This is a genomic window from Pseudomonas sp. NFIX28 (genome assembly GCF_900107395.1).
In the GTDB taxonomy this organism is placed as follows: Bacteria; Pseudomonadota; Gammaproteobacteria; order Pseudomonadales; family Pseudomonadaceae; genus Aquipseudomonas.
Map to the genome: position 1 here is coordinate 443,324 of NZ_FNPW01000001.1, position 24,830 is coordinate 468,153.

General features: G+C 56.5%; 20 protein-coding genes. 6 read left to right on the forward strand and 14 right to left on the reverse strand.

What is annotated here, in order from left to right; genetic code table 11:
* Positions 1-162 precede the first annotated feature (162 nt).
* Complete coding sequence (locus BLV20_RS02010) at positions 163-1,815, forward strand: VRR-NUC domain-containing protein (RefSeq protein WP_092296252.1); 1,653 nt, start codon at positions 163-165, stop codon at positions 1,813-1,815.
* A complete protein-coding gene (locus tag BLV20_RS02015; protein WP_092296984.1) occupies positions 1,812-4,106 on the forward strand; it encodes an ATP-dependent DNA helicase in 2,295 nt (764 codons plus the stop codon). Before BLV20_RS02010 ends, BLV20_RS02015 begins: the two co-directional genes overlap by 4 nt.
* Here the strand turns inward: BLV20_RS02015 and BLV20_RS02020 are convergent.
* On the reverse strand, positions 4,091-5,299 hold the full coding sequence (locus tag BLV20_RS02020; protein ID WP_092296255.1) for a serine hydrolase domain-containing protein: 1,209 nt from the start codon (positions 5,297-5,299) through the stop codon (positions 4,091-4,093). The genes BLV20_RS02015 and BLV20_RS02020 overlap by 16 nt on opposite strands.
* 72 nt (positions 5,300-5,371) lie before the next feature.
* Here BLV20_RS02020 and BLV20_RS02025 point away from each other — a divergent pair, with 72 nt between their 5' ends.
* A complete protein-coding gene (locus BLV20_RS02025) occupies positions 5,372-5,998 on the forward strand; it encodes a TetR/AcrR family transcriptional regulator (protein ID WP_092296258.1) in 627 nt (208 codons plus the stop codon).
* 16 nt (positions 5,999-6,014) lie between these two features.
* Here the strand turns inward: BLV20_RS02025 and BLV20_RS02030 are convergent, their stop codons facing one another.
* The 11 genes from BLV20_RS02030 to BLV20_RS02075 form a co-directional block, all read right to left on the reverse strand.
* Positions 6,015-6,425 (reverse strand): TIGR03067 domain-containing protein, encoded by a 411-nt coding sequence (locus BLV20_RS02030; RefSeq protein WP_092296260.1) that lies wholly within the window; start codon positions 6,423-6,425, stop codon positions 6,015-6,017.
* Positions 6,426-6,478: 53 nt separating this feature from the next.
* On the reverse strand, positions 6,479-7,126 hold the full coding sequence (locus tag BLV20_RS02035; RefSeq protein WP_092296262.1) for a response regulator: 648 nt from the start codon (positions 7,124-7,126) through the stop codon (positions 6,479-6,481).
* A 65-nt stretch (positions 7,127-7,191) separates the two neighbouring features.
* Positions 7,192-10,404 (reverse strand): hybrid sensor histidine kinase/response regulator, encoded by a 3,213-nt coding sequence (locus tag BLV20_RS02040; protein ID WP_092296265.1) that lies wholly within the window; start codon positions 10,402-10,404, stop codon positions 7,192-7,194.
* 110 nt (positions 10,405-10,514) lie between these two features.
* A complete protein-coding gene (locus tag BLV20_RS02045; RefSeq protein WP_092296268.1) occupies positions 10,515-11,705 on the reverse strand; it encodes a response regulator cyclic di-GMP phosphodiesterase PvrR in 1,191 nt (396 codons plus the stop codon).
* Positions 11,692-14,505: a response regulator gene (locus BLV20_RS02050; RefSeq protein ID WP_092296271.1), complete on the reverse strand. Its 2,814-nt coding sequence runs from the start codon at positions 14,503-14,505 to the stop codon at positions 11,692-11,694. Before BLV20_RS02050 ends, BLV20_RS02045 begins: the two co-directional genes overlap by 14 nt.
* A gap of 146 nt (positions 14,506-14,651) precedes the next feature.
* Positions 14,652-15,473, reverse strand: coding sequence for an aldo/keto reductase (locus tag BLV20_RS02055; RefSeq protein ID WP_092296274.1), 822 nt, complete (start codon positions 15,471-15,473; stop codon positions 14,652-14,654).
* A gap of 144 nt (positions 15,474-15,617) precedes the next feature.
* The gene (locus tag BLV20_RS02060) at positions 15,618-16,268 is read right to left on the reverse strand and encodes a helix-turn-helix domain-containing protein (RefSeq protein WP_175540121.1); all 651 of its coding nucleotides are present in this window, start codon (positions 16,266-16,268) and stop codon (positions 15,618-15,620) included.
* 553 nt (positions 16,269-16,821) lie between these two features.
* Positions 16,822-17,289, reverse strand: a complete 468-nt coding sequence (locus BLV20_RS02065; RefSeq protein WP_092296280.1) for a hypothetical protein — start codon at positions 17,287-17,289, stop codon at positions 16,822-16,824.
* On the reverse strand, positions 17,277-18,173 hold the full coding sequence (locus BLV20_RS02070; RefSeq protein WP_092296283.1) for a winged helix-turn-helix domain-containing protein: 897 nt from the start codon (positions 18,171-18,173) through the stop codon (positions 17,277-17,279). Before BLV20_RS02070 ends, BLV20_RS02065 begins: the two co-directional genes overlap by 13 nt.
* 430 nt (positions 18,174-18,603) lie before the next feature.
* Entirely contained in the window at positions 18,604-19,083 is a 480-nt protein-coding gene (locus BLV20_RS30800; protein WP_139192660.1) for a hypothetical protein, read from the reverse strand.
* Positions 19,080-19,919 carry a winged helix-turn-helix domain-containing protein gene (locus BLV20_RS02075; protein ID WP_092296286.1) on the reverse strand — a complete coding sequence of 280 codons (840 nt, stop codon included), beginning with the start codon at positions 19,917-19,919 and terminating at the stop codon, positions 19,080-19,082. Before BLV20_RS02075 ends, BLV20_RS30800 begins: the two co-directional genes overlap by 4 nt.
* 71 nt (positions 19,920-19,990) lie before the next feature.
* On the opposite strand from BLV20_RS02075, the gene BLV20_RS30805 reads away from it, so the two are divergent.
* Positions 19,991-20,215 carry a hypothetical protein gene (locus BLV20_RS30805; RefSeq protein ID WP_139192661.1) on the forward strand — a complete coding sequence of 75 codons (225 nt, stop codon included), beginning with the start codon at positions 19,991-19,993 and terminating at the stop codon, positions 20,213-20,215.
* Positions 20,216-20,256: 41 nt separating this feature from the next.
* Here BLV20_RS30805 and BLV20_RS02080 read toward each other — a convergent pair whose 3' ends face one another.
* Positions 20,257-20,823 (reverse strand): Pvc16 family protein, encoded by a 567-nt coding sequence (locus tag BLV20_RS02080; RefSeq protein WP_092296289.1) that lies wholly within the window; start codon positions 20,821-20,823, stop codon positions 20,257-20,259.
* Between the two features lie 10 nt (positions 20,824-20,833).
* Positions 20,834-22,867, reverse strand: coding sequence for an ATP-binding protein (locus BLV20_RS02085; RefSeq protein WP_139192662.1), 2,034 nt, complete (start codon positions 22,865-22,867; stop codon positions 20,834-20,836).
* A gap of 357 nt (positions 22,868-23,224) precedes the next feature.
* Here BLV20_RS02085 and BLV20_RS02090 point away from each other — a divergent pair, with 357 nt between their 5' ends.
* Positions 23,225-23,674 (forward strand): phage tail protein, encoded by a 450-nt coding sequence (locus tag BLV20_RS02090; protein ID WP_092296294.1) that lies wholly within the window; start codon positions 23,225-23,227, stop codon positions 23,672-23,674.
* A gap of 33 nt (positions 23,675-23,707) precedes the next feature.
* The gene (locus BLV20_RS02095) at positions 23,708-24,787 is read left to right on the forward strand and encodes a phage tail sheath family protein (protein WP_092296297.1); all 1,080 of its coding nucleotides are present in this window, start codon (positions 23,708-23,710) and stop codon (positions 24,785-24,787) included.
* The last annotated feature ends 43 nt before the right edge of the window (positions 24,788-24,830 follow it).

The window sequence follows — 24,830 nt, forward strand, 5'->3', positions numbered from 1 at the left end:
TATATGGCTATCCGCCCTTGGTGTGATTAACCGCAAGAAAGTTCTGCGGTCCCGTAAAAAAACCTGTAACGCCACTTATCCAATAGTGTTTGCCAGGGCAGGCCGGCAACTGCTATCTGTATGCATAACCAGTATCCACCTCTTTGCCGGCGCGTTTGTCCTGTGACTTCCAACCCTCTGGAAAACCCTCTTTATTACCTGCACAACTTTCAGCAAGTGCTGGCATGGCTCGAGCTGCGCTATGCCGATGTGCTGTCATATGAAGAGCGTAGCTTCATCGACGACTTTTCGGCGCTGGCCCAGCCATCCCAGGCTTTGCTGGTGCGCATGATCATGCGCAAAGGCTGTCATTTTCGCACGTCCCGGCTTGCCTATGATGAAATCGGCGATACCCGGGCGGCGGTCGCGCCGCTGGTGCGCCTGGGCTGGGTCGACGAACAGGCGCCGCTGACCCTGGAAGAGCTGTTTGGCCTGTTGCAGAAGGCGGAAATCCTTCAGCTCTTTGGCGCGGCGATCGAGCAGCCCAAGGGCAGGAAGTCCGACTGGCTGGTCGCGCTGGCGCCGCTGTTCGAGCAACCGCGAAGCCTGGCCCAGTGGGGCCCGGCGCTGGCAGACGGGGTGTGCAGCCTGACGGTCATGGCGCTGTGCGACCGCCTGCGCCTGATGTTCTTCGGCAATCTGTATCAGGACTGGTCGGAATTCGTGCTGGCCGACCTGGGCATCTTTACCTACGAGAAAGTTGAATTTCGCGACGACGCCCGGGCCCTGCGCAGCCGCGCCGACGTCGAGGGCTTCGTGTACCTGGAGGAATGCCGGCAGTGCTTCGAAAGCGGTGCGGCGCTGGACGAGGTGCTGGCGAGCATCCAGGCCTTCAGCAGCGACAACCCGTGGTTGCAGCGGCGCCAGGCCAAGCTGCTGTTCCTGCTCGGGCAGCATTGCGAGCGGCTCGCGCAATGGCCGCTGGCCGCCGCGATCTACCAGGCGTGCGCCGACCCCGGGGCGAGAGCGCGGCTGATCCGCGTCTTCGAGCGCAGCGGCGATTACCCGCAGGCGCTGGCCCTGGCCGAGGAGGCGGCGCTGGCTCCGCAGAATGCGGCCGAGCAGCAACAACTGTTGCGGCTGCTGCCCAGGCTGCGCCGCAAGCTGGGCGGCCCGGCCACGCCACGCGCGGGTGCCCGGCCGATGTTGCGCCTGGACCTCAGCCTGGTGCGGGCCGATCCGGCGCTGTCGGTGGAGTTCCAGGTGCAGGCCCATCTCCACGAGGAGCAGGCGCCGGTGCACTACGTGGAAAACAGCCTGATCAATTCGCTGTTCGGCCTGCTCTGCTGGCCGGCGATCTTCGCGCCGCTGCCCGGGGCTTTTTTCCACCCATTCCAGCGCGGGCCGGCGGACCTGTTGAGCGAGGACTTCCACAGCCGGCGCGCCGAGCTGTTCCAGGCTTGCCTGGCGGAGCTGGATGACGGGCGTTATGCGCAGACCATCCGCCAGCGCTACCTCGACAAATGGGGCGTGCAGTCGCCCTTCGTATTCTGGGGCGCCTTCGGCGAAGAACTGCTGGAGCAGGCGCTGGCCTGTCTGCCGGCCGAGCATCTCAAGCACTGGTTCGACCGGCTGCTGCAAGACATCAAGGCCAACCGTGCCGGCATGCCGGACCTGATCCAGTTCTGGCCGCAGCAGAAAACCTACCGGATGATCGAGGTCAAGGGCCCCGGCGACCGCCTGCAGGACAACCAGCTGCGCTGGCTGGAGTTCTGCCAGCAGCACCAGATGCCGGTGGCGGTCTGCTACGTGCAATGGGCGGAGCCGGACGCGTGAACTACCGCATCGCGGTACGGGCGCTGTGCGAGTTCACCGCCAAGGCCGGCGACCTCGACCTGCGCTTCACGCCGTCGCCCACCGCGCTGGAAGGCATCCAGGGCCACCGCACGGTGGCGGCGCGGCGCAGCGCGACCTATCGGAGCGAGGTCGCCCTCGAGGGCAGTTTCGGCGCGCTGACGGTCAAGGGCAGGGCGGACGGCTACGACCCGGACGCCAACCTGCTGGAAGAGATCAAGACCTACCGCGGCGACCTGGAGCGCATGCCGGCCAACCATCGCCAGTTGCATTGGGCCCAGGCGAAAGTCTATGGCTGGCTGTTGTGCCAGCAATTGCAACTGAGCCGCATCCGCCTGGCGCTGGTGTATTTCGACATCCTCAGCGAACGCGAAACCTCGCTGGTGGAAGAGCACGAGGCCCAGGCCCTGGAGCAATTCTTCAACCGGCAATGCAGCCTGTTTTTGCAATGGGCCGAGCAGGAGCTGGCCCATCGCCGGGCGCGCGACCAGGCCATGGCGGCACTGGTGTTCCCGCACCCGGACTTCCGCCCGGGGCAACGCCGGCTCGCCGAGTCGGTGTACAAGGCGGTGAGCACCGGCCGCTGCCTGATGGCCCAGGCACCCACCGGGATCGGCAAGACCCTGGGCACGGTGTTCCCCATGCTCAAGGCCATGCCGGCGCAGCAGCTGGACAAGCTGTTCTTCCTGACCGCCAAGACCCCAGGGCGCAAGCTGGCGCTGGATGCCGCCGCGGTCTTGTTCGAGCGCAACCCGGGGCTGCCGTTGCGGGTGCTGGAACTGGTGGCGCGGGACAAGGCCTGCGAGCACCCTGAGCTGGCCTGTCATGGCGAGTCCTGCCCATTGGCCAAGGGCTTCTACGACCGCTTGCCGGGGGCGCGGCATGCGGCGAGCCAGCGGCCGCTGCTGGACCAGCAGGCAGTGCGCGAGATTGCCCTGGAACATGGGTTGTGCCCGTATTACCTGAGCCAGGAAATGGCCCGCTGGAGCGATCTGCTGGTGGCGGACTACAACTATTACTTCGACTTCAGCGCCTTGCTGTTCGGCCTGGCGCAGGCCAACCAGTGGACGGTCGCGGCGCTGGTGGACGAAGCGCATAACCTGGTGGAGCGTGGGCGCTCGATGTACAGCGCGAGCCTCGACCAATACCAGCTGGACACGGTGCGCCAGGTGGCGCCGGAGCCGCTGAACAAGCCGCTGCAACGACTTAACCGGGAATGGAATGCCCTGCACAAGCAGCAGGTGCGGCCGTACCAGGCCTACGACCAGGCGCCGGCCGCGTTGCTCAAGGCGCTGGCGCTGTGTATCTCGGCGATTGGCGACTATCTCAACGACTACCCGCAAGGGCTGGACAGCCGGCTGCAGGGCTTCTATTTCGATGCGCTGCAATTTGCCCGGGTGGCCGAGCTGTTCGACGGGCAGTTCCTGTTCGATATCAGCAAGCGCGAGCTCAATGCCCGGCGCAGCCGGTCGCAGCTGTGCCTGCGCAACGTGGTGCCGGCGGGTTTCCTGGCGCCGCGGCTGAGCGCGGCGCGCAGTACCGTGCTGTTCTCGGCGACGCTCAACCCCTGGCATTACTACCGCGACCTGTTGGGGCTGCCGGACAGCACGGTGTGGGTGGATGTCGAGTCGCCGTTCAGCGCCGCGCAGCTGGATGTGCATATCGTCAGCCGGATCTCCACGCGCTTCGCCCATCGCCAGGCGTCCCTGGCACCGATCGTCGAGCTGATCGCCACGCAATTCCGCCAGCGCCCGGGCAATTACCTGGCGTTCTTCAGCAGCTTCGATTACTTGCAGCAGGTGGCCAGCCTGCTGGCCGAACAGCACCCGGACATTGCGTTGTGGCAACAATCCCGCGGGATGGACGAGGGGCAACGCCAGGCGTTTCTCGAGCGTTTCGACGCCGATGGCCAGGGGGTGGGGTTTGCCGTACTGGGCGGGGCGTTCGGCGAGGGCATCGATTTGCCGGGCTCGCGGCTGATCGGTGCCTTTATCGCCACCCTTGGCCTGGCCCAGCTGAACCCGGTGAACGAGCAATTGAAACAGCGCATGTCGGCGATTTTCGGCGCCGGCTACGACTACACCTACCTGTACCCCGGCCTGCAAAAGGTGGTGCAGGCCGCGGGCCGGGTGATTCGCAGCCAGCAGGACCGGGGCGTGGTCATGCTGATTGACGACCGGTTCGCCGAGCCCCGGGTCCGGCAATTGCTGCCGGGCTGGTGGTCGCTCGATGCCCCGGACGTTTCGGACGGCGCGCTTCAGGGCGCCGGGTAGGCGGCGTCGCGGATCTCCCGGGGAAAGGCCCCAGACATCCCTTCGAAGGCGGTGTTGGTCAGCGCCACCACGGTCAACCTGGCCTGCGGGTCGACAAACCAGCTGTGGCCGTAGGCGCCGCCCCATTGCAGGGTGCCCCGGGATTGCGGGGTGTCGGCCAGGGCCGGATCGTCCAGCACTGCCCAGCCATAGCCGAAGCCCCAGCCCGGCCCTTGGGTCTGTGCCTGGGGCCCGACCTGGTCGGTCATCATCGCCTGCACGCTGCTGGTTGAAAGCAGCGGGCCGCCGCCCTGGCGCAGGGTATCGAGAAAACGCGCCACATCGCTGGCGGTGCCGGCCATGCCAGCGCCTGCGGAAGGGTAGGAGCGCGGATCGAAAATCCGCTTGAGGGAAAACAGCGTGGTGCTTTCGCCGACCTTGATCGCCGTCTCGTCCTGCATCCGGCTCGGCCGTGGACGGTCGTCGCGGTAGACGGCGCCGAGGCGGGCAGGATCCTTGACCGTGAAGGCGGTGTCGTTCATCACCAGAGGCCGGGTGAGCAGTTCCTCGGTCAGGGCCGGCAGGCTCTTGCCAGCGGCTTTTTCCAGCACCGCGCCCAGCACGTCGATGGCCAGGGAATAGCGCCATTGCGAGCCCGGCGGATAACTCAAGGGCACGCTGGCAATGCGTTCCAGATTGTCTTGCAAGCTCATGCCCGGTTCGGCCAGGCCGTCGGAAACCCCCGCGGTGCGATAGGCGCCGTGCTCGGCTTCGAGAAAGCCGTAGCTCAGGCCGGCGGTGTGGGTCAGCAGTTGCCTGAGGGTGATCGGCGGTTGCGTGCCGTCGGCCAGCCTTGGCCGGAAATCCGGCAGCCACTGGCTGACCTTATCGTCCAGGGACAGCTTGTCTTGCTCCACCAGGCGCATGGCGACCGCGGACACCATGGGCTTGGTGATGGAAGCCAGGCGCAGGATGGTGTCGCCGGTCATCGGCCGGGCCGCCTCCCGGTCGGCGAAACCGGCAGCGCGCTGGTACACCACGCGGCCATCGCGCATCACCACCACCACGGTCCCGACGATCCGCTGTTCGCCAATGGCCCGGTCGATGACCGTGTCCATGCGCCGGCCAAGTTCTTCGTCCGGCGTGGCGGCGCTAGCCAGCGTGGCGCCGAGGGCGGCTGCGAGGGCAACCAGAGCTTTACGGGGTAAATCCATGGGAGCAGCCTCCATTATCACAATGTCCGCTATGATTAACCGGCATTCGCGCTAATTTCAACAGTGACCATTATGATAAATAACCCTGCTGCCGTGGTGCGCCGTCGTGGGCGGCCGATTGCCTTTGATCGCGACCAGGTCCTGGCCCAGGCGGCCGAGGTGTTCTGGCGCCTGGGCTATGAAGGCGCGTCGATGCCGGAGTTGTCGGCGGCGATGGGCATCACCGTGCAAAGCCTGTATGCCGCGTTCAAGTCCAAGGCCGAGCTCTACCAGGAGGCGCTGGCGCAGTATCAGCGCAGCAGCGGGTCCTTTGCCGAGCGGGCGTTGCGCGAAGAGGCGGATGTGGTGGACGGTTTCCTGCGCCTGCTGCGCGAGGCCGCCCACGAATACAGCCAGCCGGGCCGGCCACGGGGTTGCATGATCTCTACCGCGACCCTGGCTTGCGCGGTGGAAAACGATGCGCTTCGGGAGTTTGCCGGCAGCCTGAGGGCCCGTACCCTCAAGGCCTTCGAAGCGCATATCGAGCACGGCATCGCCAGCGGGCAGCTGCGCGCCGATACCCGGCCCGCGGCGCTGGCCCGCTATATCGGGGCGATCATCCAAGGCATGTCGGTACAGGCCCGCGATGGCGCGGACTGCGCAGCATTGCTGGCAATCGGCGAGTTGGCGGGGCGGGAAATACAGCGGGCCAGGGCCTGACGGCAAGCCGTCACGCTCAGTCGCCGAGGCCTGCCTGGTGCTGCGATACGCGGACGAAGCGGCGCAGGGTCTCGCCTGGGCCGGTGCGGAACCGGGTGGGCCTGGGCTGACCTTCGTCCGCGGCGATGAAGACAAAGTCATCGCCTTGCAATTGATAGCTGGCGGGCAGTTGCTTGCCTGCGTCCGCGCCCATGCTGTCGATCCAGGTGATGGATTTTGGCGTGGTGGCGGTGTCCAGGGTGAAATGGCCCGCGAGCAGCAACTCGCCTTCAAGCGTCACGACACGGAACCCTTGCCCCTGGATCAGGGTAAGGGCGCCGGGAGCACCATGTTCGTCGGGCGGATTGCTGATCCCGCTGTCTTCGTACTCCACCTGTTCCCAGGCACCTTGAAGTTGTTGCAGGTCAAACAGGTCATTGGCTTTCATTGCGGGTTGGGCCTTGGCGCCAGGGTAAAGGGAAGCAGCGAGGCTCGCCGCGATCAGTTGAAGATGTTGCGACCGATGCAGTAAGTCAGCAGGTCCTGGTCGCTCTCGACTTCCAGCTTGCGCATGGCGGAAATTTTCTGCGCGCTGATGGTCTTCGAACTGCGGTTCTGGCTCCTGGCAATGTCGCTGACGCTCTTGCCGGAAACGAACAGGCGCAATATTTCGAACTCCTTGGGCGACAGGGTGGAAATCCGGTCGTCGATGCTCGCGTTGGACTCGATGACCGAGACGGGCGTCGGTTCCAGGCTTTGATAAGAACCTCTTTCGATAATGGTCTTGAGCGCTACCTGGATTTCATTGTGCAGCTGGCTCTTCTGGATCACCCCGACCACGCCCAGCTCGTGCAGGCGCGTGAGGATCAACTGGTTGGAAATCATGGTCAGGATCAGGATCTGCAGGCGCGGGAAGTGGCGCTTGAGGTACTCGACCAGCTTGAGGCCGTCACCGTAGGGAGAGTCCCCGGGCATGTTGTAGTCGGTGATGACGATATCGACGGGCTGCTGCTCGAGGATCTCGATCAGGCCTTGTGAGCTGATGGCTTCACCGACGATTTCAAAGTTGCTTTCGCGCTCCATTAACTCGCGAACGCCGAGAAGAACAATCGGATGATCATCGGCGATGACTACTTTAAATTTTTCCATGACTAGCCACTCGTGATACGCCGGTTGGTAAGGAAGGGATTGCGTTCATTAAGTCTTGTCGCAGCTCATTCAAGTGCATTGAGGATATCCGTCAAACTCTGTGTCAGGTTTTTCACCTCGAGAGTCACGGAGGGGGTAATCGCGTCTTGCAGTACCTGGGATTCCAGCTCGGCGCAGTTTCTCGCCAGACTCGTCAACTGCACCGCGCCCAGCGCTCCGGCGGCACTGTGCAGGCGATCGGCGAGCTGCTTGGCATCCTGGGCACCGAGGGTGTCCGTCACGCGCTGGATATCCTGGCGCATAGTAACAATGAACAGCTCGCGCATTTTCGGGGACAGCTCGATCATGGTGTCCCCGCTCGTGGGGAGAGGTGTTGCCTCGATCATCGGTTGGGGTTCCTGGGCAGGCGCATTCGCGCAGAGATTCGACAGATGTTGATGCAGGGTTTGCAGGCTCAGGGGTTTGACGAGCCAGGCATTCATGGCGACGGCCATGCAGCGGACACCTTCTTCGCGCAGGGCGTTGGCGGTGACCCCGATGATCGGAATCTCCCGGTCGCGCTCGCGCAGGGCCCGGGTCAGCTCGTAACCGTTGAGCAGTGGCATGTTCACATCGGTCAATACCAGGTCGAACACCCGCGGTTGCCAGAGCTGCAAGGCTTCTTCGCCGTTGTTGGCGGTTGTCACCGTGCAGCCCAGGGCTTCGAGTTGTTCCTTGATGATCGCCTGGTTGATCGCGTTGTCTTCGGCCACCAGGATATGCAGGCCGAGCCTGTTGTTCAGGCCACCTCCCAGGCTTGGCGGGGCAATGGCCTTGCCGCGCAAGGTCAGGGACACGGCCCTGGCGATGGCGCGCACATCGTGGACATCCACGGTGCACCCTGGCATTGACCGCGCCGGATGCTGTTCGCCGCTGACGCACAGGATTCGTGGCCCGGTCCAGGCGGGAAGGGCGTCGGAGGGGAGAACATCGACCAGCAGGCTGGCCTGGCGCGACTCTTCGATAAAGCCCGGCAACGGCTTGGCGATCACGCCGAGGCGATTCAGCCAGTCGCAGGTGCTTTGTACCAGTTCCGTGGCGGGAGCCCGCACATACACCGCCTGGGTGGTGGGTAGGATATCTGCGCAGCCTTCCAGCGACCCCGGCATGACATCGAGCCCCAAGCGCAGCGAAAAGCTGCTGCCCAGGCCCGGTTCGCTGACCACGCGCAATTGGCCGCCCATCATTTCCGTCAACCCGCGGCATATCGCCAGGCCGAGCCCGGCACCGGCCTCCCTGCAAGCGTCGCGTACCTGGTAGAAGGTGTCGAACAGGCGTTCCTGTTGGGCCGGTGCAATGCCGATGCCAGAGTCGGTGACCTGCCATTCCAGGCTCGCCTGGCCAGCCACGCATTGCAGGAGCCTGACCCTGAGCACGACGCGCCCGGTGTCGGTGAACTTAATGGCATTGCTCAGCAGGTTGTTGAGAATCTGCCGAATCCGCACCGGGTCGCCCAGCAGTTGCCCGGGCAATGCCGCGTCGATGCAGGCGTACAGCAGCAAGCCTTTGTTTTCGGCGAAGGCGCTGTAGGCGTGCAGCGTGTCCTCGATCATCTGCAGCGGGCAGAATTCCTGGGGCTCGATAGCCATCTGCCCGGATTCGATCTTGGAAATGTCCAGCACATCGCTGATCAGCTGGAACAGCGTGCTCGACGAACGCTGGATGGTCTGCAGGTGCTCGCGTTGCCGAGTATCCAGGCGCGTCAGCCCGAGCAGTTCCAGGGTGCCCAGTACGCCGTAGAGCGGGGTGCGTATTTCGTGGCTCATGGTGGCCAGGAACAGCGTCTTGGCTTCGCTCGCGGCATCGGCGGAGCGTTTGGCCTGCTCCAGCATCGCCACGCCCTCGATATGGCTGGTCACATCATGGAAGGCGCAGAGCAATGCATCCTCGCCCTGATAACGAGTGGGCACGAACCCAACCTGCAAGTGAGTACCGTCGATGTCCAGGCGGGTTTCCCCGGCGGTGCTCAGGGCTTGTTGGCTCTCGAGGGCTGCCCGCAGTTTGGCGCTGCCTTGCCACTGCCGGGCTTTCTGGTTTTCCAGCAGCACCTTGAAGTTCGAGCGTCGCACCACGCACAGGCCGGTGGGGGCGCTATCGATCACTGCCCGGCTGAAGGCCTCGCTGTCGATGATGCGTTGATAGGCCTCGTAGACCGGCTTGACGATACGCGACTGATACCGGCGACTGACCAGCCAGCTACAGCCAATGCCGGCGATCAGCAATGCCAGCAGCACCGGGAAGGGCCACAGGGTGTAGTTGAAATAGCTCTTGAAACCGAGGGTATAGAGAGCGATCCAGGGTTCGGTGGAATCGCTCGAGACTTTGAAGGTCACGCCATCGGGGGTGATGTTCAGCCCGTCCTGCAGCTTGAGTCCCGGTTGCAGGGAACCGGTCAGTACCTTTCCTGAAGGAGCGATGAGGGTCACGTGGTCGGAGGTCGACCAGGCCATGACTCGCTTGATGTCTTCGACCAGGTCCATGCTGAACAGCGACGCAATGCCGACCGGGTGGCTGATGTCCTGGGCCAGTGACCATTGCGGCCCGACCCGGGCGCTGACATAGGCCAGCAGCCGTACGGGAGCATCGTTGGCCTGCGGCGAGGTGAAGGGTTGCCAATCGATCGCGCCATCGGTCTGTGCCGGAATTTTTGCATGCTGATGCTTCAAGGTCTGCAAGACGAGCGTTTTGTTGAGGGTGTCGTTTTGCCAGAGAGGGTCTCGTGAGTGCCCGCCGGCTGGAATGTCGATATTGAAGTTGCCTTCGGCATCGAACAGAAAAAACAGCGGTGACTGGTAATGGGAGGTGGACCAGAAGGCGTTGTAATAGTCGGTCAGGTGTTCTCCCAGGTCGAACAGCCTGGCGAGCGTGCCTAGTTCGATGTTCTGGTGGTTGACATACAGCTTGAAGGGCGTGGAAAAGGCGAACTTCTGGCCCAGGTAGTTGTTCGGCCCTTCTTCGGGCACGGTTTTGAGGTAGGTGCGTGAGGCGTCGGAATGGAAGGGGACCTGGGTGCTTTGTACGGCTACGCCCCAAAGGAAGTCTTCATGTTCGCGGATGTTTTTCATCATTCGCGCAAAATGCGCTTTGAAGGTGTTGTGTTGTTCTTCGAGCAGTTTGTGCGACGACCAGTAGCTGATCGCGGTCAGTAGCAGGGTCAATCCGAGAAAAATCAACAATCCCTTGTTCAGGCGAGTCGAGTATCGTTTCAGATTCTCGAGAAGCGTGTCCTGATGGTTCATCACTGGTTATCCAAAAAAGCGGGAAAAATCGAGGCCTTGAGGATTCTTTACCTTTAAACAACGACTTGTCAGTGATGTGGGGCATGTAATCCTGAAGGTTATGTCCTCGGTCAATAGCTGCCGGCTGGTCCGTCGTTCACCAGCAATTGTTGAAACTGTTCGGAAGGAACGGCACGCGAGATCAGAAACCCCTGCACCTGGCTGCAGTCGATCTTGCGCAGCAAGGCCAGTTCTTCTGCGCTTTCCACACCTTCGGCCACCACGGTCAGGCCCAATTGGCGGCCCAGGGCAATAATGCTGGTCAGGGCCTTGGTCAACTCCTCACTGGCATGGCACCCCTGGACCAGCGCTCGATCGATCTTCAGTTCGGTGAAGGGGGTGGAAACCAGGTTCATGTACGAGCTGTAGCCTTTGCCGAAGTCGTCCTGGGACAGGCCGAAACCCTTGATGCGCAAGCGGCAGGCGCCAGCGTAGAAGTTACTGATGTCCTGCGGCACCGAGCACTCCATGAGCTCGAAGCAGATCTGCGCCGGTACGCCCTGGTGCGCCATGACGAAGTCAAACAGGCGGTCCGCCAGGTCATGACTGTTGAGCAGGTGCGTCGGCAGGTTGATCGACACCGGAATGTCGTAGTCCTGCTGGCGCCAGCGAGCCTGGGCTTGCATCGCCTGGCGTAGCACCAGCCACAGCAGGTCTTCCTCGAGATGGTAGGACTTGAGGGCGGGAAGGAAGCTGTCAGGCAGCATCATGCCTTGCGTCGGCTGCATCCAGCGGACCAGGGCCTCGGCGGCGACTATGCGGCCGTTGAACAGCGATTTCTTGGGTTGGAACCAGGCCTCGAACTGTTCTTCCTGTATCGCCTGGACCAGCGCAGCGCGGCTGAGCATGGCGGCGGGCAAGGGGCGCGGCAAGCTTGGCTGGGCGATGCTCAGCTGGGTGGTCAGGGTTTGCAGGGCGGCCAGGTTCACCGGTTTGGAAATCAGGCCGATGACTTTCACCCCGAGGTTCTTGGCCACCAGGCTAGCGCTCATCAGCATGCGCCGTGAAGCCGAACTCATGATCGCCAGGGCAGGCTTGGAGTGCAGGGCCGCCAGCCTCTGGATGAACTGCACGCCATCCATTCCCGGCATCAACAGGTCGGTGAGGACCAGGTCGAACTTGCGCCATTTCAAGCGTTCCAGCGCTTCTTCGCCATCCCTGGCGCCTTCCAGGTAATAGGGGCCCAGTTCGCTGAACAGATGCTGCAAGTACATATGCTGGAAAGGATGGTCTTCAACGATCAATATGCTACAGGGCTTCATGCTTCGCTCTTTCATAGGGCGCTAGGTAATTGAACAGGGCGCGTAATGCAAAAGGTTTGACCAGGCAATGGTTCATTCCGGCGGCTAGACATTGTTCTTCCTCGCCACGCATCGCGTTGGCCGTGGCACCGATGATCGGGATTGACGAGCCACGACGCCGCAGCTCCTTGGCCAGTTCGTAGCCATTCATCACGGGCATGTTGACGTCGGTCAGGACCAGGTCGAATCGCTCGGGATGAAACATCGTCAGGGCTTCCTCGCCGTTTGAAGCGAGCTTCACGCTGCAGCCCAGCTCTTCCAGCTGATCCCTGAGGATCAACTGGTTGATAACGTTGTCTTCCGCCACCAGCACGTTCAGGCGCAATTGTTTCAACGTGCGATGTGCGTTGTGGATTTCCGTCTTTTCCACCCACAGGCCCTGGGCTTGGCTGACCGCCTGGTGAATGGAGCGCAGGTGGTTCAGGTTGACGTGCCAGCATCCGGCACGAACCTGCGGCTCGTTATTGCCGGTGCCGGTGGCGAGAATCAGCGGGCCGGTCCAGTCAGGCTGCAGACGCTGTTCGAGCTCGCCGGGGTGAATTTCGATCAACAGACCGTCGCTGACGGGGCCGATCCTGGTGGAACAAAGCTGTACCCGCGCTCCCCATTGGCGCAGCCAGCCGCCGATGGATTCCGCCAGTTCCCGGACACTGGAGGCCAGATAGATGGTCTCGGGCAATAGCTGGGTTGCCGGCAGGCTGGTCGCGGCTTCCAGCGGCAAGGTCAGGGAGAAGCTGCTGCCCAGCCCCAGTTCGCTGACCATCCGCAGGTTGCCATTCATCAGTTGGGTCAGGCGCTGGCAGATCGGCAGACCCAGGCCGGTACCCGTCACCACGTTGGCATTGCCGCCGGTTTGATAAAAGGGCTCGAAAATCAGCGGCTGATGATCCTGGGCGATACCTTTGCCGGTGTCGGAGACCTGCCACATGATGCTGGAACGCTCGCCGTCGCGGCTCAGCAGGTTGACCCGCAGCACGATGCGTCCGAAATCGGTGAATTTCACCGCGTTGTTGAGCAGGTTGCTGAGGATCTGGCGGATCCGGTTGGCGTCGCCGATAAGGCGCTCGGGAATCTTGGGGTCCACGCAGGAATAGAGCAGCAGGCCTTTGTTCGATGCCGCCGCGGCGTAGCCCTGCACCAGCTCGTGGACCAGCTCCAGGGGGGAGAATTCGTTGAGCTCCAGAGCCAGTTGCCCGGCCTCGATCTTGGAGACGTCCAGCACATCGCAGATCAGTTGCAACAGCGTCGAGGAGGAGCATTCGATGGCGCGCAGGTAGTCGCGCTGCTGAGTGTCCAGTTGGGTGCGCGCGAGCAGCTCCAGCGTACCCAGCACACCGTAGAGCGGGGTGCGTATTTCGTGGCTCATGGTGGCGAGGAACAGGGTTTTCGCCTCATTGGCGGCGTCGGCCATCTGCCGAGCTTCTTCGAGCGCGGCTTCCACCTGCTTGCGCGCGCTGATATCGCTGAAGGCGCAGAACAATACGTCTTCGCCCTTGTAACGGGTCGGCGCGGAGCTCAGGTACAGATGACGACCGTCGGCGGTCTCGAAGTAGTCGAAGCGGTTTGGCTCGTGGCTCTTGAAGGCTTGCTGGATCCAGCCGGCACAGAGTACTTCCCGCTCGATGCCATCGCCCAGCCATTGCTGCGCCAGGGTGTTCTCCAGGACCACCTGGCCATCGGTACGGCGCAGCACGCACAAGGCCACGGGAGCGGTCTGGATCACGTCACGGCTGAACAGCTCGCTCTCGACCAAGGCCTGGATACGGCTCAGCGCCGGCGCGATGAAGCGGTGCTCGATACGACGGGTCAACAGCCAGATCAGGCTGATGCTGAACAGGCAGAACACCAGGGCACCGGCCAACTGCGGCCAAAGCGCGATCAGCAAGGCTTGCAGGCTGAAGGAGTAGACCAGCTGCCAGTCGGAGGTCATCAGCTGCCTGCGGATCACCAGATGATCGGGCCACCAGCCGCTGCCGACAAAACCAAAGAAGTTGCTGCCTTGCAATTGCTGCAAGGCCTGGCCCAGGCGCCCGGGCGGGGTATTGGTGAACAGCAGCGCGCCCTCGGAATTGAACATCATGAACTCGCCGGCGCTCTGGTCGCTGAGCGTGGCCAGGACTTCCCGACCATCCATCTCCAGGCCCAGCCAGCCGGAGTCCTCGGCACGCCCGTCGAGCCGGGTGAACAGGTACAGCTGCGAAGTCTGCGTGGCCTGGTCGGTGAGCCATAGTTCGTTGATGTCCGGATGTTCCCCATATTGCAGCGCTTCAAGCTTGGCAAGAATGGTCTCGGACAGGTTGGGGGAGGTGGGGTTGCTGCTATAGAGGCGCACGACCCGGGCTTCGGGGCCAGAGCTTACGTACAGCAGGTTGACCTTCTTGGTCTTGAAGTACTCGCGCATGCGCTGGCTCAGCCAGATGCTCCACGGATCGTCGACATCGCCCAGCTGCAGGTGCAGTTCTTCGGTGGAGGGCAGGTACACCAGGGCCTGGGCCTGCTTGGATTGGCGCACCGCGGAGAGGCTGAGGCTTTCCAGCAAGGCTTCGCGGCTGGTGAAAAAGGTCTGGGCCTCGGCGATGGCGCTGCTCATGTAGCCGCGGCGCCGGGAAATGTCGTTGCTGAGGGTGGAATTGAGGAAGTTGTAGACGGCGCCGAGGATGCCAACCAAAAGAATGAGCGCGAAAAGACGCAGCAGTCTGCTGGCGGCTTCGGGACTGGAAAATACAGGACTAATCTGATGAAGGTAGGTCTTTAATCTCATTGACCCACTCTAAAGAAGCCCCTAAAAAATCGGGATAGGACGATCCTTAAAGTCGCTGGGTATTTATCTGGGGCCAGCCTTTCCATGAAAAAAGAGAGCTGGCGTGGCCAGCTCTTTTTGCCGAAATACGACTTGCGACAGCCGCCTCAGACCATCGCCAATCGCTGCTTATGCCGTGGCGCGGGGAACGCCTGGTCGATGGCCGCCAGGTCTTGGTCGCTCAAGCGCAACCCGGCAGCCTCGGCGTTCAGTTGCACATGCTCGGGGCGCACTGCTTTGGGAATCGCGATCACACCTTCCTGGCGCAAAACCCAGGCCAGCGAAACCTGCGCCGTGGTCGCCCCATGGCGTTCGGCTATCTGTTGCAGCGTGGGGTGGCGCAGCAGTTTGCCGGCCTGGGCGATAGGGCAGTAAGCCATGAGCGGCAAGCGCTGTTGTTGCGCGGCGGGCAGCAAGTCGAACTCGATGCCGCGCTGTTCGATGTTGTACAGCACCTGGTTGGTGGCACAGGCCGGGCTCGCCAGTTCCTGGAGGTCATCGAGGTCGAAGTTGGAAACGCCCCAAGCGCCGATCTTGCCTTCTTCACGCAGGCGTTCGAAGGCTTCCACGGTTTCTTCAAGGGGGTACTGCCCGCGCCAGTGCAGCAGGTACAGGTCGATATAGTCGGTGCCCAGACGCCGCTGGCTGCGGTCACAGGCTTGGGGAATACCTTTGCGGCTGGCGTTGTGCGGATACACCTTGCTGACCAGGAACACCTTGTCGCGCTGGCCGATAATGGCGGCGCCCACCACTTCCTCCGCGCCGCCCTCGGCGTACATCTCGGCGGTATCGATCAGGCTCATTCCGCGTTCGATACCGGCCTGCAATGCAGCAATCTCGGCGTTGCGCCGATGGCGCACCTCGCCCATGCGCCAGGTGCCCTGGCCAATCACCGGGACGGGCACGCCCGCCAGATCGAGTGTTCGCATGACTATCTCCTGAAAATGTTTTGCAAGACCAAGAAGTAAACGAATGGTTACCGGTTAAGGCAAAGAAAGAATGGTTGGAAGACTAGCAAAGGAGGGGCCGCGTGTTCAGCCAAAGGCAGCGCGGCGCTCAGCTTATATAAGGTTTCAATACCCGCTAGGAAGTTTTTTGATGATTTTTATTAGATGTCCACCCTCCATCTCGATATATCCACCGAGCTTCAAGGATTTCATGATTGATAAAGCATGTGATCGGGATACGCCAGTGGTGTCAGTTATGAAAGCAATGGCTGTAAACTTTGCGCGAATAAGGTCCGGGAGTGCGTTCATCCACTCCAGTGCCGATTTAACTTCTGTGTAGCTATCACCCACACATTGATTCAGCCATTTGCTTGAAATATTGCTGGTATTCCAGGCCATGAAGTCAAAAATTCCTTTTAGCAGCTCCTTGTTGTCTGCGGCTAGATGAATATATTTCATCGGTAGCTCGTAATAAGTCGAGCGAGAGAGGATTTCGTATTGGTTGGACGGACCTCTATAGCCTGGCGGTTGGTGATCGAGCATTAAGATGCCTCCAGGGCCTATTATACTTATTACCTTCTGATCACCAATCAACAACCGCCAAGCACCGCTTTCAACTGAAAATATAGCATTTTCATTTGTTTCTAACGGCTTTTCTCCCGGGTCGACAGATTTTTTGGCTCCATTTTTTTGAATCCAGGTGTGCAAGTAGCGAATGCTAGCGCCAACGGATTTCTCGCTTCCACAATTGAAGCCGGACAGATGGATTCTGTTCATTTTATATTCTCTTTTTTTGTGGGTCGAATACATTGGTGTTGGGGAGATTTACCTTGCTTACTGCTGTGTTGATGTGAGGCTACGGATAGTGAGGGATATCTTATTGCTGTCGTGTCTGAAAAGTTGCGAGTTAAAGATTTTTGTTTTTTGTTTAACTGATTGTCTTTCTGGAGAAGTGTCGATTCAATGAAAAGTCTGATTGCAGACTGGATGGTTATGTTGTGAGCTGACCGGTTGGGTTGGATGTAATTGTTTGTTGCAATTTTTTATGGTGGACACTGGATGTGATCTGTATGTCTTGTTTTTGTGGGTAGTATATGAGTTATGACATTTGGTTCGGAGTGCGAACGCTTCTATTGTTATGCGAGGCTTGTCAGTTTTATAAATTTTCTGACGAGGGAAAGCCTGGCGAGCAGGCTAATATGAGTCTTGGTGTAATGGTATGAGCTGCCACTGAGCGATCCGCCGGGCATTAAAAATGCGAAAGCTCCATGAATAATTGTCTCGACTAGATGTAGTGCTTCGGCCAGGAGCGAAGGCGACGAATAAAATTCTATTGCGCCATTCCAAAGCACCGCAGTTTTTTTAGCTCGCCTATGTATATGCAAAAAACATCAGGAGGTGTAGGGACTCGATAAAATGTAAGAGGCATGTTTTCTTTGGAGTAGTAGGCTTGGTTGTAGGCTAGCTGGCTGTGGGTGTATTTTTTTGAGGGGCCGGTCAGGTTGTTGTTTGTGGGTGTGGTAGTAAGATAAAAACTATCCTTGGCGCTGTTTTTAATCTTGAGGGGCAGGATGCGGGCTGAATTATCAATTTGCTGGTAGTCATAAATCATATTGTCCCGAAATTGCAAACGGGCACTCTGAGTTAATGATTCGCCGTCTTCGAGCAAGACTACCCCACGAGAAAAGTATGATTCATTGAGGTTGGGGCGCTCAAGGATGGAGTATCCTGCGTGCATTAAGATGAGCAGCAATACAATCACATATTGCCATAGGTGTGAGCGGGTCATTTTGCGCATGCCAATAATTGCTGATCGGTAATGTTTGACAGTTGCGACTCATGCAGAAGCATTGAGAAAACCTTGCTTTCTTGGTTGATGCAAATAATGTCATAAAAACTATACATGCGATTGAATAATAAAATGCTGGGTGGCTCAGGCAATGAAAGCAGCTTTTCTTGCAGGAAGGTGACTTCGGTTTGTAAGGCGGAAAGTTGATCCTTATTAGTCGCTGTATATATGAGTTGCTGATGTCCGGCTTGTTGATTACTGATAACCAGATCAGGCTGTAGAAATAGCGAAAAATTAATGCGCAGAACCAGGGTCACTAACAAAAATATAATCAGTGCAAGGAGCAGTAGATGACGATGCTGAACAATTCGATGAGAGGGGGTTGCCATTGTATATGGAAGAGGCGAGGGGGTTGAAGGAATAGAGCCTGCCTCATTCTGTAATGCTAACCATTCTTTGATGCTGATTAGGAATCGGGAGTTAAATTGATAGCCTCGTCGCGGCATTGTTTGTATGATTTTCTTTTCAAAGTCGTCACCCAACTGCTCGCGTATGCTGGAAATGGCTTGATTCAAGCTGCTTTGAGTCACAACGCGGTTTGGCCAAGCATATGTTAGAATATCTTCACGGGAAACTACCGTGTCTGCCCTCCGAATCAACATTTCAAGCAAGCGCGAACTGGAAAAGCTAAGTTCTGTTTTAGCGGTTTCTTGCTGTTCAGTCCAAGTTGTCAGTAGCTGACAAGTAGGGTCGAAATGTACGAGTTGTCCGTTTTTTATTTGGCCTATAACATAGTAACTTGAGTCTGGTGTTGTTGCGGGTGTGGCTTTTTTGTCCAGGTGTTGATGTTGCTCTGAAGGGACACGAGGCTGTTGTATTTTTGTAGAACTCATGTTTTTGCCTTGGACTTTACAAGAGGAATTATCTTCAAGATGTTTTGACTAAAAATTCACAAGAGCTATCAGGCTGTCCATGGCAGGTATTGTTCGAACGTGAGTATTCACCGTCGTGGTGCTGATTAGTCAGGGCTTCATTTTCTGAAATTTTCTCTGGTGGTTGCCTGTCTGACCTAATTCCTACCTCGATTCAGCCTGCAGATAACTATCCTGCAGGATATCCAGAATGCAAAATCAAAAGATGTCAAATCACACTAATTCACGAATTGCCTCGGCGCATCTGCCCATTAGTCCGACTAGACGCTGGCCTATCATTTGCCCCCATAAAGCCTTGACATAGAGCGGATGGCTCATATCTATTTTTTGACCGGTCAAATATGGCTCAGGCCAACAGCTGATACAGGGGGCTGAGGGTGAATTTATTAATTTATCGCTGAATATCGTTGTATCGCTTTTGGCTCAAACATCGAACTTTGTTTAGCTCCTTAACATAAAAGCACAATACTTTTTTATCTTGTGGAATTGCATAAAGCGTCAAAGGAACACCCTGTGCGTTGTTATAGGCCATGTTGAAAATAATGTCTTCGTCACTGTAGGGGGGCGCGGGCACTGCTTGTGCTGGATTGGCTGAAACTGTTTTCAACTTGAAATTGCCCAGTGTGCGACTTTCTACGGTTCTGAAAAAATCATGGTGCCAAGCCCCCACTCGAACAAAGTCATAAATGCTATTGTTTTTTAATTGCATGCGAGTATTGATAGGAGTAATGCTGCCATCACTCATCAGAAATACACCGTTAGAAAAATAAGTGCCATTCGGCATGTTTTTTTCATTCAAGAGCGAGTATCCCGCATGAGCAATCCCACCGAATACTATGAAGCCGTATAGCAGAATGTTTAGTCTGATCATTTCAGACAATCCTGCAGTTGTTGATCGTCCACCGTGGCAAGTCGGGAATGATGAAGACTTATGAATTTTACAATCTCTTGGTTAACGCAGACGATGTCGTAGTAGTCCTGTGCGCGATTGAATATGAGGGTTTCCGACGAGCTTGAAAAAGACACAAGGCGTTCACGTAATATCGCTACATCACTCTTGAGTGTTTTCAGAGATGTTGAGTCCGGAGCTGTATATGTAAAAATCTGATTTTTCTCTTGTTCAGTATCGACGAGCAGATCAGGCTTTAATAATAGATCCCAATCGGCGCGCCAAATCAGGCTGCTCAACATTAACACAGCAGCAAGTGCTAATAGCGGGCTGACCGGCGCTTTTCGATTAAACAGAAAGGCATTCCGGGTCAATGTCGAAGTGAATTCTTGTTGTGGAGTTGTCTGTGTGTTGCAGTTGTAGCGATCGAGTTCATTCGTCGCCACAAGGAAGTTTGAGTTGAAACGATAGCCCTGACGTGGAACAGTTTGGATAATCTGTTTGTCCTGTTCGTCACCTAGCAGTTCTCGCAATTTTGAAATGGCTTGATTAAGACTATTTTGGGTGACGATACGTTTTGGCCAGGCGTACTCCAGTATCTCCTGACGGGTTACGATGAGGTCTGGGCTCTTTATTAACAGTTCTAGCAACCGACTGGGAGAGAAGCCCAGGTCCACCTGGGTTTGAGAGAAACTTTCGATTAAGGAAAATAATTGGCGTTGCGGTAGGAAAGTCGCTATTCGCCCATGTTGTGAACATCGTATGGTATAGCTTAAAAGTGGATCACTTTGTGTCGTGGCGTTCGGCTGAATATCCATAGTGCATCCGTAAGCTGCAGTGATTGACAGTGTTTGTTTTCTAGTGTTGTTGATTGATTCCGGGAGGTCGAGTGTACCGCTCTAACAATAACTTTTCTGCACTTTCGACACCAGACAGAATGTCGATGATCCGCCGAGATCGAGAACCAAGCATTGAGGTACACGCAGCCTGGCTTGTTTGGGACTGTGTCGTTGCAATTGCCGAGGATGTTGATTTGTATCTTGCTGTGGATGAACAGGCCATGCACAACTATCAACATCCGGCTCAAGAAGTTAAACGGTTGAACATGCCTTAAGGCCGATCTCTCGTTTAGGGCGTCAAGGTGTGCAGATTACGCTATGGGTTCAGATTTTCGACTGTTGCCGTCGTGGACGCCACGGCTGGATGATTTTCATTATGGTTAGTGAGTTGGATCGGGACGCTGGCAGAGTAGTTCAGGCAAAGCCTAGGCTTGTTTCCCAGTGCCTGCCAGAAAATGCCCAGGCCGTGTAGTTCGGATGGCGATATGACCCTGGTATAGGCCTGAGGAATAGTGCTGATCTCGCGGGTATTGATTAATGCATTCAGAACGCAGTTCATGATGATCATCGACTGGCTATTGGCTGCCGACAGGTTAGTGTTCGCACTGGCATCCCAGTAGGTAATCAAATAGTCACAGCGAATGTTGACATAAGCCGGCTCCAGATTACCTGTGGCAGGCGAATACTGGCGCGCTACAGAAGCGCGTAATGCGAGATCCTCCTGCAGGCTATAGAGAAATATATTGACGGTCGGAATCGTTGGCGGACTCTCAGGGTTGGGGATGTCAAAGTCGAGATCGACTCCTGCGGGTACATATGACTTGATGGATTTCTCAAGTTGTTGGTTGAGCAGGATAATGGCTGGGTCGGATGCAATGATCATGAAGATCTCCTTATTGAATAGTAATTTGACCGGTTTTTATCATTTCCCGCTGCAAGGCATGCCGGATATGACGAGTGTCAATTTCATCTACACCCTCTTCAGTGGCTAGCCATGTGGCGAGCAATGCAATATTTCTAATATTTGCACCGGAAACCTCGGCAATGCGTGCGAAATAATGGAAGTCGACATTATTGGCGATACGAATTTTCTGCGGCCAGATCGAACGCCACATCCTGGCTCTGGTTTCAATATCGGGCAGCAAGAATCTGATGATAAAAGTCAGACGCCTGGTAAACGCATTATCCAAGTGCGACAAGTTATTGGTCGACAGAATGACGGGCCCGTCATGGGTCTCCAAGCGTTGTAGAAGATAAGACACTTCGATGTTGGCGTAACGATCTTGCGCATCCTTGGTTTCGCTGCGCTTGCCGAATAATGCATCAGCTTCATCGAAGAACAGGATGCCGCTGTCTCTTGCGGCCAAGTCAAATATTCTCGCAATCTGCTTTTCTGTCTCGCCAATAAATTTATTTACCACGGCTGACAGGTCGACTTTGATCAAGTCTACGTTCAAGGTTGACGCTATGACTTCTGCCGCCATGGTCTTGCCGGCGCCGGAGGGACCATGAAACAGTGTGCTGATACCCAATCCATAGTTAAGTTTCTGACCAAATCCCTGTTGAATAGCATGTTCTCGATGACGGATTGCCATAAGCACTTCGTTCAGCTGTTGCCGTAACTCATCTGGGACCATCAGGTCGTTGAAGGTACGAGCAGGTTGGATGCGGGTGGCTAGGTCCCCGAAGTTTTGCTGGACTTTACGCTTGAAGGCATTGACCAAATCGCCCTGGTTCAATAGCGCTTGAGGGTCGCGCAGGCGCCGATACAGTTCCGCCTCTTCCAGAGTTTGAACCAGGCTGGAGGAAGGGACATGGAAACGCTTGGATAAGGCTTCAAGATCTACTTGGTTGTCTAGGTAATCGGGATCAACATAGTGACTAAGTATGCTCAGGCTTTCGTGTGGTGAGGTTACTGGCATCTCCAGAATGATTTGCGCTGCACCACTCAGCCACACACTGGGTTGTGAGTTGCCTTGAAGGGTGATGATAGGTTGGCGACATTCCTTGGCTTTTTGCCCGAACAGCATATAGATGCGTGGACGCGAGGAACTTAGAGTAGATAAGCCTTGTAGCAGCAGACAGCCATTTCTGAGCTGAACCTCCCGTAACGCCAGCGAGAGAGCATGTAATGCGCCGTTATCTTTTTCTGCAAGCATGTCTAGATTCAACAGCAGACTGGGCATGCCCAACATGGCGGCTGCAGTGCTGGCTGCTTGTGCGCTTTCATCGCCAACAGGTCCTTTTAGCGTCACTCGAGGTGCTGGCCCGTATGGAAGCCTGGCAAGACACCGACTCAGTTGTCGGCTAAAGGCCGGCAACGCATTGCTCACCGCTTCATGCTGATCTATCCAGTGGGCGCAAGCGTCAAGTAAAGGCGGAAGATAGTCATACCCGATCAGATAGTGATAAAGGGGAATGTCAACCTTGATCAATGCAATGCTCCGGTCATTCTCCTCAAGATTTTCCAGATGCACCAAATCATGTTTAAGCAAAGGTGCACCAGGTAGAAAGAATGCCTCGTTTCTGGATTTCTCCTGCGCAGTCGGTGCGAGCATATTCAAAGTAAAACTTAAGCTGGGAAAACGCAGCTCCTTATTATGCTGGGCACTTGAAAATTGCCAAGCGTACTGCGGATCAAAATGAGGGAGCAGTGCCAATAATAGAATGTCTCGCTCGATGTCGTTCAAAGAAAATCGCGCTGTCAGTTGACCCAGTCGGCTAGACGATTTTGTAGGGGTAATGCCAGTGGAGTTCTCTGCTTCCAGCCGGATCTGGAGCCATTCTGGTACTTCTAGAGGGGACTCATGTTGCCGATGTAGATATAGTTGCAGTGCGTTATCAATACGTTGCAGATGTTCAATGATATATGCATGGTTTTCATCAAAGCTCATCTCGTCTTCCGATACCAACTCTGCCGTATTCATGAAATCCCCTTGGGTATTGGTGCAAGTCAGACGATCTCGCAAGGCTGTTACTGCGAGATCGATGTGCAAAATAGTTAATCTTCATGACTATATACGTACCTGTTTTGCAATCTGCAGCAGGAGTCTGAATTCATGCTCGGCGTTGACCCTTTGAAGCGTGACCATTAAAGGGTGTTGACATTAGGGTAGGGCGGACAGTCTGAAAAAGTAGTATTCATTGATGTCGTGAAATATCGAAACTAAAGTTCAGTTGCGCGGTATGTTTCGCTCAAGGGCATCTGCAGTACATGGACATTCTTGTACGACTGGGCGTGGCGCTGGGCACACAACAAATACTCTTCGATGAAGGAAAGTTTAATGGCTACTACAGCAGATCAGGTCGCAACTACATATCCTATTCCAACCTACCGCTATCGGGTGGCTATCGGAGATCAGGAGATGGCGTTCAGTGCCGTTTCCGGGTTGGAAGTTTCCTACGAGACAATCGAATATAAAGATGGTGCCGGCGGCGTGTATCGAATGCCAGGTCAGGCAGCACCCGTCAATATCACGCTTCGTCGTGGTGTGGTGGTGGGGCAAAGCCAACTATATGACTGGATTAGTTCTACTTCGCTGAACCAGGTGGAGAAGAAAGATATTTCGATTAGCCTGACCAACGAGTCGGGTAGCGGGTTGCTGGTGACCTGGAACATCAGTAATGCATTTCCAACCAAGTTGTCTGCTCCAGACTTTGACGCCGCTAGCAATGAAGTGGCTATCGAGGAGCTAAGCCTGCTGGCTGACGCCATGACTATCAAGTTTCACTGATTATTATTGCTCTTATTTTTCAAGGATAAAATCATGACTACTATTACCTCACATCCAGGTGTGTACATTGAAGAAGCATCAGGCCTCTCGATGTCTATCTCTTCCGGCGCGACTGCAGTTCCGGTATTTGCCGTGGAAAATGCCGATACGGACTTTGCAATGACCAGTAAAATTACCTCCTGGCTGGATTTTGAAACTAAGGTGGGGGTGTTTGATTTTACCAAGAAGCTGCATGTGGCGATCAAGACCTATTTTGAAAATGGTGGCGGTTATTGTTATGTCGCTCAAGTTCAGAATCTGGAAAAGGATGTTCCGAAGTTTGATGACATTACATTGCTGGTGGCAGCAGGGGAAGATATTACTAGTTCTATGACCATGCTTTGCGGTGTGGGTAAATCAATGTTTGCCATTCTCGACGGACCGTCCAATGAGCTTGATGCAAGTTATTCGCCTGGCTACGCTGCAACCGCCAATGCCGCAGTCTACTATCCCTGGCTGAATGCAACCTGGGCCAGTAGCACCGATGTTAACGGCGTAGATATCTATACGGACATTCCACCCAGTGCTGCAGTTGCCGGTGTTTATTGCTCGGTCGACCGTGAACGCGGAGTCTGGAAAGCTCCAGCCAATGTTCCTTTACAGGGTGGAGTAAAACCTAAATTCAAGGTCAGCGATATCGAACAGGGTCAATATAATACGGGCATGGCGATTAATATGATTCGTCAGTTCACTGGTTCCGGGGTGCTGGTATGGGGAGCCCGAACATTACAAGATTCGGATAACTGGCGTTACGTGCCTGTGCGCCGTTTGTTCAACAGCGCAGAGAAAGATATCAAAAAGGCAATGGCTTTTGCTGTCTTTGAACCCAATAGCCAGCCAACTTGGGAGCGGGTGCGTGCCGCCATTGACAACTATTTGCGCAAGCTGTGGCAACAAGGCGGCTTAATGGGGAATAGTGAAAAAGAAGCTTATTATGTTCAAGTAGGTAAAGACTTGACGATGACGGATGAGGACATCAAGCAAGGTCGGATGAATGTAAAAATTGGTATGGCGGCCGTTCGTCCAGCTGAGTTCATTATTTTAAGCTTCTCTCAGGAAGTCGGACAGGGTTAAGTAAGGCTGTTTTCGTATATGCGCACTGCATGAGCATTAAGCG